The sequence below is a fragment of the Bosea sp. 29B genome (genome assembly GCF_902506165.1).
In the GTDB taxonomy this organism is placed as follows: domain Bacteria; phylum Pseudomonadota; class Alphaproteobacteria; order Rhizobiales; family Beijerinckiaceae; genus Allobosea.
The window spans coordinates 2,562,004-2,573,050 of record NZ_LR733817.1 but is presented as its reverse complement, the minus strand read 5'-3'; the positions used below and the strand labels follow the sequence as shown (position 1 = coordinate 2,573,050).

General features: G+C 66.8%; 13 protein-coding genes. 6 read left to right on the top strand and 7 right to left on the bottom strand.

All coding sequences use genetic code 11. The annotated features are described in order from the left end of the window. Positions 1-140 precede the first annotated feature (140 nt). On the top strand, positions 141-1,061 hold the full coding sequence (locus GV161_RS12615; RefSeq protein WP_152015935.1) for a LysR family transcriptional regulator: 921 nt from the start codon (positions 141-143) through the stop codon (positions 1,059-1,061). Here the strand turns inward: GV161_RS12615 and GV161_RS12610 are convergent. Both GV161_RS12610 and GV161_RS12605 read right to left on the bottom strand, forming a co-directional pair. Continuing rightward, positions 1,045-1,698: a CoA transferase subunit B gene (locus GV161_RS12610; RefSeq protein WP_152015936.1), complete on the bottom strand. Its 654-nt coding sequence runs from the start codon at positions 1,696-1,698 to the stop codon at positions 1,045-1,047. The genes GV161_RS12615 and GV161_RS12610 overlap by 17 nt on opposite strands. A 16-nt stretch (positions 1,699-1,714) precedes the next feature. Then, on the bottom strand, positions 1,715-2,422 hold the full coding sequence (locus tag GV161_RS12605) for a CoA transferase subunit A (RefSeq protein ID WP_152015937.1): 708 nt from the start codon (positions 2,420-2,422) through the stop codon (positions 1,715-1,717). Between the two features lie 197 nt (positions 2,423-2,619). Here GV161_RS12605 and GV161_RS12600 point away from each other — a divergent pair, with 197 nt between their 5' ends. The 5 genes from GV161_RS12600 (at position 2,620) to GV161_RS12580 (ending at position 6,356) form a co-directional block, all read left to right on the top strand. Beyond that, positions 2,620-3,888 carry a phosphopantothenoylcysteine decarboxylase gene (locus tag GV161_RS12600; RefSeq protein WP_152015938.1) on the top strand — a complete coding sequence of 423 codons (1,269 nt, stop codon included), beginning with the start codon at positions 2,620-2,622 and terminating at the stop codon, positions 3,886-3,888. 5 nt (positions 3,889-3,893) lie between these two features. Then, positions 3,894-4,379: a dUTP diphosphatase gene (gene dut / locus GV161_RS12595; RefSeq protein ID WP_152015939.1), complete on the top strand. Its 486-nt coding sequence runs from the start codon at positions 3,894-3,896 to the stop codon at positions 4,377-4,379. Continuing rightward, positions 4,376-4,828, top strand: a complete 453-nt coding sequence (locus GV161_RS12590; RefSeq protein WP_152015940.1) for an Rrf2 family transcriptional regulator — start codon at positions 4,376-4,378, stop codon at positions 4,826-4,828. The genes dut and GV161_RS12590 overlap by 4 nt, the downstream gene beginning before the upstream one ends. A gap of 104 nt (positions 4,829-4,932) precedes the next feature. Next, entirely contained in the window at positions 4,933-5,907 is a 975-nt protein-coding gene (cysK, locus tag GV161_RS12585; protein ID WP_152015941.1) for a cysteine synthase A, read from the top strand. Continuing rightward, entirely contained in the window at positions 5,904-6,356 is a 453-nt protein-coding gene (locus GV161_RS12580) for a GNAT family N-acetyltransferase (protein ID WP_152015942.1), read from the top strand. The genes cysK and GV161_RS12580 overlap by 4 nt, the downstream gene beginning before the upstream one ends. Positions 6,357-6,361: 5 nt before the next feature. On the opposite strand, the gene GV161_RS12575 is transcribed toward GV161_RS12580, so the two are convergent. The 5 genes from GV161_RS12575 to yidC all read right to left on the bottom strand — a co-directional run bounded on the left by GV161_RS12575 (position 6,362) and on the right by yidC (position 11,013). Then, complete coding sequence (locus tag GV161_RS12575) at positions 6,362-7,216, bottom strand: VOC family protein (protein ID WP_152015943.1); 855 nt, start codon at positions 7,214-7,216, stop codon at positions 6,362-6,364. Between the two features lie 157 nt (positions 7,217-7,373). After that, complete coding sequence (locus tag GV161_RS12570) at positions 7,374-7,649, bottom strand: hypothetical protein (protein ID WP_152015944.1); 276 nt, start codon at positions 7,647-7,649, stop codon at positions 7,374-7,376. A 25-nt stretch (positions 7,650-7,674) separates the two neighbouring features. Then, a complete protein-coding gene (yihA, locus tag GV161_RS12565; RefSeq protein WP_152015945.1) occupies positions 7,675-8,340 on the bottom strand; it encodes a ribosome biogenesis GTP-binding protein YihA/YsxC in 666 nt (221 codons plus the stop codon). 9 nt (positions 8,341-8,349) lie between these two features. Then, positions 8,350-8,982 carry a CatB-related O-acetyltransferase gene (locus tag GV161_RS12560; RefSeq protein WP_152015946.1) on the bottom strand — a complete coding sequence of 211 codons (633 nt, stop codon included), beginning with the start codon at positions 8,980-8,982 and terminating at the stop codon, positions 8,350-8,352. A 129-nt stretch (positions 8,983-9,111) separates the two neighbouring features. Continuing rightward, the gene (gene yidC / locus GV161_RS12555; protein WP_152015947.1) at positions 9,112-11,013 is read right to left on the bottom strand and encodes a membrane protein insertase YidC; all 1,902 of its coding nucleotides are present in this window, start codon (positions 11,011-11,013) and stop codon (positions 9,112-9,114) included. Positions 11,014-11,047: the final 34 nt, after the last annotated feature.

Sequence of the window (11,047 nt, the reverse complement as noted above, 5' to 3'; positions counted from 1 at the left end):
ACCTCGCGACGATGATCTCAGCGGGATGGTCGGCCATGCTCTGTTCCTTGGGCGGCGCTACGGCGTCGCCCGGAGATGCGGTTTCCCGTCGATCTCGAAAAGTGAGATAATTGGCATCGAGTCGATCAAGGAAATCGATCATGCTCGATGCGCTCACCCTCGACCAGATGCGGACCTTCGTTACCGTCGCCGAAGCCGGCAGCTTCCGCTCGGCAGCGACGCGGCTATCGCGGGCCCAGTCCGCCATCAGCCATGCCATCGCCAATCTGGAGGGGCAGCTCGGCCTCCAGCTGTTCGACCGCTCGGGCCATCGCCCGGCCCTGACGGCGGAAGGCAAGGCTTTGCTCGCCGACATCAGAGAGGTGTTGCTGCGGGTCGGCGCCTTGAAGGCCCGCGCCCATGGCCTGAGCCGGGGCGTCGAGATCGAGCTGTCGCTGACGATCGACGTGCTGTTTCCCTCCCCGCTGATCGGCGCGGCGCTCGCCGACCTGCGCGAGCGCTACCCGTCTGTCTCGATCCGGCTCGCCATCGAGCCGCTGGGCGGACCGATCGCGGCGCTATTGGAGCGGCGCAGTGCCCTCGCTATCACGGTCGGCGAGAATTTCCGTGATTCACGCATCGCGATCGAGGCCCTGACGAGCATCGAGGCCATTGCGGTCGTCGCGGCGACACATCCGCTCGCCCGGGCAGGTGACGGGCGCGTCCTGTCGCGCTCCGAACTCGCCGGACATCTCCAGATCGTGCAGATCGACCCGACGCCGATCTCGGGCGCGCAGGATTTCGGCGTGCTCTCGCCGCAGACCTGCCGCGTCACCGGGCAGGACACCAAGCATGCGATGATCCTGGCCGGGCTCGGCTGGGGCCGGCTGCCGAACTGGCTGATCGCGCGCGATCTCGCCGAGGGCAGGCTGGTCAGGGTCGCGACGAGGGCGCTCGGCCGGAACGCGCAGCTCCCGGCCGAAGCCTATCTCGCCCACCGCCTCGACGAGGCGATGGGCCCGGCCGCCCGCGCCTTCGCGGAGACGCTGGCGCGGCTCTGCGAGGTCAGAGCGCGACCTTGAAGGGCGCTTCGGTCTTGGCCTTGATCTCGTCGAGGGAAACGCCCTCGGCGAGCTCGAGCAAGGTCATGCCGCCGCCATTCTCGTCGATGGAGAAGACACCGAGGTCGGTGATCACCATGTCGACAACGCCGGCGCCGGTCAGCGGCAGGTCGCAGGCCTTGAGCAGCTTCGGCGATTCCGAGCCGTCCTTGTTCTTGGCGACGTGCTCCATCACCACGACGACCTTCTTGACTCCGGCGACGAGGTCCATGGCGCCGCCCATGCCCTTCACCATCTTGCCGGGGATCATCCAGTTGGCGAGGTCGCCATTCTCGGCGACCTGCATGGCGCCAAGGATGGAGAGATCGATATGGCCGCCGCGGATCATGCCGAAGGAGTCAGATGACGAGAAATAGCTCGTCGTCGGCAGTTCGGTGATGGTCTGCTTGCCGGCATTGATCAGGTCCGGATCCTCCTCGCCCTCATAGGGGAAGGGGCCCATGCCGAGCATGCCGTTCTCCGACTGGAGCTGCACGCTCATGCCGTCGGGGATGTAGTTCGAGACGAGCGTCGGGATGCCGATGCCGAGATTGACGTAGAAGCCGTCCTTGAGCTCCTTGGCGGCGCGAGCGGCGATCTGTTCACGGGTCCAGGCCATGTGCGTGATCTCCTCTTCAGGCCGTTTCGCGCTTGCGCACGGTGCGCTGCTCGATGCGCTTCACCGGATTGGCGACGTGCACGATGCGCTTCACAAAGATGCCGGGCGTGTGCATGTGATCGGGATCGATCTCGCCGGCCGGGACGAGATGCTCGACCTGGGCGATCGTCATGCGCGAGGCCGAGGCCATCATCGGATTGAAGTTGCGCGCCGTCTTCCGGTAGACGAGGTTACCCTCGGTATCGCCCTTCCAGGCGTGGACGATCGAGATATCGGCGAAGAGGCCGCGCTCCATGATGTAGCGCTCGCCGTCGAACTCGCGCTCTTCCTTGCCCTCGGCGATCAGCGTGCCGACACCGGTCTTGGTGAAGAAGGCCGGGATGCCGGCGCCGCCGGCGCGGATGCGCTCGGCCAGCGTGCCCTGCGGGTTGAATTCGAGCTCGAGCTGGCCGGAGAGGTACTGCTCGGCGAAGAGCTTGTTCTCACCGACGTAAGAACTGATCATCTTCTTGATCTGCTTGGTCTCGAGCAGGATGCCGAGGCCGGCGCCGTCAACGCCGGCATTGTTGGAGATGAAGGTCAGGTTTTTGGCACCGGAGTCGCGGATCGCCTCGATCAGCGTATCGGGAATGCCGCAGAGGCCGAAACCGCCGGCCATGATGGTCATGCCGTCCTTGACGACGCCGGCGAGCGCCGCCTTGGCGTCAGGAAAAACCTTCTTCATCGGGATGCCTTCGTCGCTGGGTGATCGTAAGGGAGCCTTGAAAACAACTAGCCGAGCGCATGGTGCGGTTGCAACATCAGTCGCTGACGCGCCCGTCGTGTGACGATGCGCAGCCACGGGCCTCGAATGGCGAGACATGACAGCCCGGCCCGGCCGATGCTACCAAACGGCGCGCCCTGCCTTCCGGAGCCACGCCCTTGTCCGCTTCCCGCTCCATCCTGCTGATCATCGGCGGCGGCATCGCCGCCTATAAGTGCCTCGAGCTGATCCGGCGCCTGAAGGATCACGGCATCGCCTGTCGCTGCATCCTGACCAAGGCCGGCGAGCAGTTCGTCACGCCACTCGCGGTCTCCTCGCTCGCGGGCGAAAAGTGTTTCACCGACCTGTTCTCGCTGACGGACGAGGCCGATATCGGGCATATCGCCCTGTCGCGCTCGACCGACCTCCTGGTCGTTGCGCCCGCCACCGCCGACCTGATCGCCAAGATGGCGAACGGCCATGCCGACGACCTCGCGTCCACCGCGTTGCTTGCAACGGATAAACGCATCCTGATCGCCCCGGCGATGAATCCGCGGATGTGGGAACATCCGGCGACGCGTCGCAACATGGCGACGCTGCAGAAGGACGGCGTCCTCGTCGTCGGCCCCAATTCCGGCGCCATGGCCGAGCGCGGCGAGAGCGGTCCCGGCCGCATGGCCGAGCCGCATGAGCTGCTGGCGGCGATCGAACTGGCCCTCGCCGGCGATAACAGGCAGACGCCCTCGATCGGCTTTCTCGGCCGCCTGCCCGGCGGCGCGCCTTCGGGGCCGAAGCCGCTCGCGGGGAAACGTGTGCTCGTCACCTCCGGTCCGACCCATGAGCCGATCGACCCGGTGCGCTACATCGCCAATCGCTCCTCGGGCAAGCAGGGCCATGCCATCGCCGCAGCCGCAGCCGCAGCAGGCGCTCAGGTGACACTGATCTCGGGGCCGGTGACCATCGCCGACCCCGCCGGCGTCAATACCGTCCATGTCGAAAGCGCCCGCGACATGCTGGAAGCGACGGAGGCGGCGCTGCCGGCCGATATCGCGATCTTCGCCGCCGCCGTCGCCGACTGGCGCACCGCCGGTGCCGCCGGCCAGAAGATGAAGAAAGACGGCAAGGCTCCGCCCAGCCTCGCTCTGGTCGAGAACCCCGACATCCTCGCCACCATCGCGGCGCGCGAGATCGACCGGCCTGCCCTCGTCGTCGGCTTTGCGGCGGAGACGCAGAACGTCGTCGATTATGCCCGCGCCAAGCTGGCAAAGAAGGGCTGCGACCTGATCGTGGCCAATGATGTCGGCGGCACCGGCGTGATGGGAGGCGACGTCAACACCGTCCACCTCGTCACCGCCGACAGTGTCGAGACCTGGCCGACCTTGCCCAAGGCGGATGTGGCGACGCGTCTCGTCGCGCATTTCGCCGATCTGCTGGCGCAGAAGGGCTGAGATCGATGGCGACGCTCTGCATCCAGCGCCTGCCGCACGCCCATGACCTGCCGCTGCCGGCCTATGAGACGGCCGGTGCCGCCGGGCTCGACCTGCGCGCCGCCTTGCCGGGCGGGCCGCTGAGGCTAGAGCCGGGCGCGCGGCTGCTCGTGCCGACGGGGCTCGTGCTCGAATTGCCCGTGGGGACGGAGGGGCAGGTCCGGCCGCGCTCGGGTCTCGCGCTGCGCCATGGCGTCACCCTGCTCAACACGCCCGGCACGATCGACGCGGACTATCGCGGCGAGGTCGGGGTCATCCTGATCAATCACGGCGGGGAGGCCTTCACCATCAGGCATGGCGACCGCATCGCCCAGCTTGTCGTTGCGGCCGTGCTGCAGGCGGGAATCGTCGAGGTCGAGGAGCTCTCCAAGACCACGCGCGGCGCAGGCGGCTTCGGCTCGACCGGGGTGAGCAATGCTACGCCGCGGCAGGCAGGCGGAGACAAGGCATGATCCAGCTCTCGCGTCGTAGCCTGCTCGCCGTCACCGCAGTGGTCGACATCGCCCTGCACGCCCGCCCGACCCCGGTCGCGGCCAAGGCGCTGGCGGCCCGGCACGAACTGCCGCCGCGCCATCTCGAGACCGTGCTGCAGGCGCTGGTCAGGGTCGGCATCCTCAAGGGCGTGCGCGGCCCGCGCGGCGGCTATGAGCTCGCCAAGGAGCGCCGCCGCATCACCGCCGGCGAGATCGTGCGCGCCGCCATGCAGGCCAATGCCGACGAAACCCTGCCTCCGCTGCCACAATCCGCGCTGGTGGATGTGGTAATCGACCCGATGATGCAGCAGGCGATGGAGGCCTGGCTCGCCAGGCTCGACGCCGTCTCCGTCGCCGATCTCTGCCGCGAGGCGGAAGAGCACGCAGCGACGGGTAAATCGGCGATCGACACAGATTTCACGATCTGATTTGTTTAATTTGTCATTCCTCGACAGATTCTGTGATTTGATGCTAGCGTGAGACCCGGTTCATACGCTCAAACAGCCAAGCCCAGACCAGCAAGGAGGCCGCCATGGCCGATTCAGCGCAGAAGCCCGCCCACGTCCCCGGCCGCGGCCGCGTCTACGAGTCGATCACCGACACGATCGGCGATACCCCGCTGGTGCGCCTGAACCGCCTGCCGGCCGAGCGCGGCGTCAAGGCGACGATCCTGGCCAAGCTCGAATTCTTCAACCCGATCTCCAGCGTCAAGGACCGCATCGGCGTCGCCATGATCGACGCGCTGGAGGCCTCGGGTGCGCTCAAGCCCGGCGGCACGCTGATCGAGCCGACCTCCGGCAACACCGGCATCGCGCTCGCCTTCGCCGCCGCCGCGCGCGGCTACCGCCTGATCCTGGTGATGCCCGAGACGATGTCGCTGGAGCGCCGCAAGATGCTGGCCTTCCTCGGCGCCGAGCTGGTGCTGACCCCCGGTCCCGGCGGCATGCGCGGCGCGATCGCCAAGGCCGAGGAGCTCAAGAACGAGATTCCCGGTGCGATCATCCCGCAGCAGTTCGAGAACCCGGCCAATCCGGCGATTCACCGCAAGACCACGGCCGAGGAGATCTGGAACGACACCAATGGCGCGGTCGACATCGTCATCTCCGGCGTCGGCACCGGCGGCACCATCACCGGCGTCGGCCAGGTGCTGAAGGCCAGGAAGCCTTCGGTGAAGATGGTCGCGGTCGAGCCGGAGGATTCACCGGTCCTGTCGGGCGGCCAGGCCGGCCCGCACAAGATCCAGGGCATCGGCGCCGGCTTCGTGCCGGGCATCCTCGATCGCAGTGTCATCGACGAGGTCGTCACCGTCGGCAACCAGACGTCGTTCGAGACCTCGCGGGCGCTCGCCAAGGCCGAGGGCATCCCGGCCGGCATCTCTTCGGGCGCGGCCGTCGCGGCGGCGCTGGAGGTCGGCGCCCGGCCGGAGAACGCCGGCAAGACGATCGTGGTGATCATCCCGTCCTTCGCCGAGCGCTACATCTCCAGCGCGCTGTTCGAGGGCCTGTGATCCCAGCAAGCTTGCAGATCGTCCGGGTCGGCGATGCGCTGCCGGACGACCTGCCTGCCTTGCAGGACGAGGCGGCGGCGGAAGGCTACCGCTTCGTCGAGGGCATCCTGGAGGAATGGGATGCCGGCCGCTACGCAGGCGAAGACGAGCGCAACACGCTGCTCGTGGTCTATCGCGAGGGCGTTCTGGCGGCGATCGGCGCGGTGACGCCAGATCCCTATGACCCGGCGCCCGACCTCCTGCGCCTGCGCCATGTCTACGTCCGGCCGAGGAACCGGCGCGAGGGCGTCGGCCGTGTCCTCGCAAGCGCCTTGATCCAGCAGGGCTTCGCGCTGGCGCCGCGGCTTTCGCTCAACGCCGCCGATGCCGGCGCCTCCGCCTTCTGGGAGGCGATGGGCTTTCGGCCCGATGCCGGCGGGACGCGCCGGACCCATCTACTGACGCGCTGAGTCTCTCACGGCCGGAGCGTGATCCGGTTACCCCAGGGATCGACGACCGAGCCATCATCGCCACCAGCGGCCGCCATGCGCCGGCCCAGCGCGGCATGAGTTTCCGCATCGCGCGCGACCAGCTCGAAGCTCGACAAGCCCGCCTCGTTGTCCCGGCGAGGGCCGGCGCCGCGGCTGTGCCAGGTATTGGTCGCGATGTGGTGGTGATAGCCGCCCGTCGCCATGAAGCTCGCGCCCGGATAGTGCACCATCACCTCGAAGCCGAGCGCATCGCGATAGAAGCCCTCGGCCTGCTCGACATCGCCGACACGCAGATGGATATGGCCCATCACCGTGCCCTCAGGCATGCCGGCATAGGCGCGCCCATCGGCGTCACGCAGCAACGCGTCGAGATCGAGCCGCTCGGTCGCCATCTTGATCCGGCCGCCATCGAGCCGCGGCCATTCGGAGCGGCCCCGGTCGCGATAGATCTCGATGCCATTGCCTTCGGGATCGGACAGATAGAGCGCCTCGCTGACGAGATGGTTCGAGGCGCCTTCCAGCCCGGTGCGCGTCTCAGCGGCATGCTGCAGCCAGTTGCCGAGATCGCGGCGCGACGGCAGCAGGATCGCCATATGGAACAGGCCGGCAGCCGAGGAGGGATGCTGCGCGCCCGCTTCCAGCTTCACCAGCGGCTCGCCGCCGGCACCGAGCACGGCGTGCTCCGCATCCTGCTCGAGGACCGAAAGCCCGATCGTATCGCGATAGAACGCCGTCAGCCCGGCGAGATCGCGCACGCGCAAGCTCACCGCGCCGATATGGACGGGCGCGTCGAGTGCCTCGTTGCGGGGCTGGGCCAGAGTGTCAGTGGCTGCGGACATGAGATCGCTCCGAACTTGCTGGCGGCAACGCCGCCTCGCCACAAGATGGGGCTTTCAGCCCTGCTTGTCGCCCCTGGGGAGGGCAAGTCCGAGATTGCATCTGCGCAATAAGCACGCGGTCAGAAACGATGTGAAACGGCTTTCGCGACCGGCTGGGTCAGCGCTGCTGCCTGAGCGCATCAACGAACTCCGCCACCGGATGGACGCTCGGAGTCTCCGCCGCCAAGGCATTGAGCGCAGTGGCGATATCCGTGCAGTCCACCGGCGTGAGCGCGCGCAAATTGGACGACACCTTTTTGTAGGAGGCCGTTCCACGGCTTGCGATCGAGCGGTTGATCACAAAGATCTCGACCATTCCGTCCGAGCGCTCGACGAACAGGGCGAGCGAGCCGCCATCGGCCGCCGCGGCGCTGTCTGACACCGCCTTGAACATATCGCCTTCCGGGAATCGCAGCGTGCTACGCCCGCTCCGCCAGCGCCCGTGCGATCGCCGCCCGGAACTCGGGGATGCCGAGTCCCTTTTCGCTGGAGGTCAGCAGCACCTCGGGAAAGGCGGCTGGGCGGCGCTTGATCTCGTCATAGGTCGCCTCGGCCATGAAGGTCTGGTCGGCCTGCTTCAACGCATCGCCCTTGGTCAGCACGACCTGATAGCTGACGGCTGCCTTGTCGAGCGTCTCCAGCACGGCGCCATCGACATCCTTGATGCCGTGACGGGCGTCGATCAGCACATAGACCCGCATCAGATTGGCGCGGCCGCGCAGATAATCATGGATCAGCCGCGTCCAGGCCGCGACCTTCTCCTTGCCGACCGCGGCGTAGCCATAGCCCGGCATGTCGACGATGGTCAGGCGCTCGTCATGACCGACCTGCCGGAAGAAATTGAGCTGCTGGGTGCGGCCCGGCGTATGCGAGGTGCGCGCCAGGGCGTTGCGGCGGGTCAGCGCGTTGATCAGGCTCGACTTGCCGACATTGGAGCGGCCGGCGAAGGCGATCTCCTGCCCGACCATGGGCGGCAGGTCGTCGATCTTGGTCGAGGCCCAGACGAAGTCCCAAGGCCCCTCGAACAATTTCCGGGCGGATTCGAGCTCGTCGGCGGTGAAGGGCGTGGTCTGATCTGAGGTCATAGCCCCTGCCTACACGGCAGAGCGCAGCGCGTCGATGTCCGCGCCGGCGATCAATGGCAGGTTGCGCGCGATCTTTTCCGGCTCCCAATCCCACCAGCAGATCTCGAGCAGCGCCGCGACCACCTCCGGCGAAAAGCGATGCTTCACGACGCGGCCGGGATTGCCGACCACGACGGCGTAGGGTGGTACGTCGCGGGAGACCTGGGCACGCGTGCCGATGATCGCACCGTCGCCGACCGTGACGCCTGGCATCACCACCGCCTCGCGGCCGATCCAGACATCGTTGCCGATTACGGTGTCGCCTCGCAGGCCAAGCCCGTCGCGGGTGAAGTCGGGCACGTTCTCGAAGCCGAACATGCCGAACGGATAGGTCGAGAAGCCGCCCATCGGGTGGTTGGCGCCGTTCATGATGAACTGCGCTGCCTGGGCGATCGCGACGAATTTGCCGATGATCAGCCGGTCGCCGATGAAGTCGAAATGATAGCGCACGCAGCGGGCGAGGAAATGCTCGGGCCCGCGCGAGTCGTCGTAATAGGAGTAGTCGCCGACCTCGACGAGCGGATGATCGACGATCGCCTTGAGGAAGGCGGTGCCCTTCCAGCCGGCGATCGGGTGGCGGGTTTTCGGATCGGGCAGAGGCATGGCGCGGCACTAAGCACATCGCCATCATCGGGGACAAGCCGCGAAGCGGCGCAAAAAGAAAAACGCCGGAGCCCCAGGAGGCGTCCGGCGTTCGATGTCTCTCACGGGCGAGGCTCTCGCCCCGCTACTTCACTTCTTGTTGCTGTTTGCCGGCTTGCCGGGAGCGGGCACAGCCGGGGTCGCAGTCGCGGCAGCCGGCTTCTTGCCGAACATGCCCTTGATGTTGTCCCAAAGCTCGATCTTCACGCCGTGCTTCCTCATGATGAAGCCTTGCTGCGTCACCGAGAGCAGGTTGTTCCAGGTCCAGTAGATCACCAGGCCGGCCGGGAACGAGCCGAGCAGGAAGGTGAAGAACACCGGCATCCAGGTGAACATCATCTTCTGGACCGGATCCGGCGGCTCCGGATTCATCTTCATCTGCACGAACATCGTCACGCCCATCAGAATCGGCCAGATGCCGAGATGCAGCATCGCCGGCGGCGTGAACGGCAGGGCGCCGAACAGGTTGAAGAGATTGGTCGGATCGGGCGCGGCGAGGTCCCTGATCCAGCCATAGAACGGCGCGTGCCGCATCTCGATGGTGATGAACAGGATCTTGTAGAGCGCGAAGAAGACCGGGATCTGCACCAGCACCGGCCAGCAGCCGGCGAGCGGATTGATCTTCTGCGTCTTGTACAGCTCCATCAGCGCCTGCTGCTGCTTCATCTTGTCGTCAGCATAGCGCTCGCGGATCGCCACCATCTCGGGCTGAACCGCCTTCATCTTCGCCATCGAGGCGTAGGACTTGCTGGCGAGCGGGAAGAACAGGCCCTTCAGCAGAACGGTCACGACCAGGATGGCGATGCCGAAATTGCCGACATGCTTGTAGACCCAGTCCATCACGTAGAACATCGGCTTCGTGATGAAATAGAACCAGCCCCAGTCGATCATCAGCTCGAAGCGCTTGATGCCGAGGTTCTTCTCGTAGCCATCGACCGCAGCGACTTCCTTGGCGCCGGCGAACAGGCGCGAGGAGGCGCTGGCCGAGGCACCGGGCGCGACATTGACGACCTCGCCGAGGAAGTCGGCCTGGTAGGTTCGCACCGAACCGGTCTGCACCGAGGAGTAGCGGCCCTCGTATTTCTTGCCCTGGTCCGGGATCGCGGCCGCAGCCCAGTACTTGTCGGTGATGCCGACGAAGCCGCCGAGCACGTCCTTCCAGGCCTTGCCATGCGTCGCCGAGCCGAGCGCCGGCTCCTTGTCGATCGCGTCGTAGGTGAACTCCTGCAGGCCCTGCTCGCCGAGCGAGCCGATCATACCCTCGTGCAGCACGTAGTAGCCGAGCGTATGCGGCTTGCCGACGCGCACGACCTGGCCATAGGGGTAGAGCGAGACCGCGTTCGCACCCTTGTTCTCGACCTCGTCGCGGATCGAGAACATCGCGTTGTCGTCGACCGAGACGGTGCGCTTGAACAGCAGGCCCTGGCCGTTGTCCCAGGTCAGCGTCACCGGCTTGGCCGAGGTCAGGACCTGGCTGTCGGCGCTCCAGACCGTATTTGCGTTGGGCAGCGGGACATTGGCACCAGGCCCGGCGACCCAGCCGAAATCGGAATAATAGGCGTCCGGCCCACCGGCCGGCGAGAGCAGCACGATGATCGGGCTCTTCGGGTCGACCGTCTCGTGATAGGCCTTGAGCGAGACGTCGTCGATGCGCGCGCCGGTCAGCGAGAGCGAGCCGGCGATCTTCCCGGTGTCGATCCTGAGGCGCGGGCCGGCGGCGAGCGCCGCCTCGCGGGTCGCGGCAGGAGCGGCCGTGACCGGAGCCTGACCGGGCTGCGCCGGGGCGCTACCCTGGGCCGGAGCCGGAGCAGTGCCGGAGGCGGTCGGCGCACCGGAAGGCTGCGTCGCCGGCTGGCTCTGCGTCTGCTGGTTCTGCTGGGCGATCTGCTTCTGCTTCTCGGCCTGCGGCAGGCCGTAGAAATATTGCCAGCCGAGCAGCACGACCACTGAGAGCGTGATCGCCAGCAACAGATTGCGGTTGTCTTCTTTCATCATCCGTCTCGGAGGCAGTCTCGCGGGCCCTGAG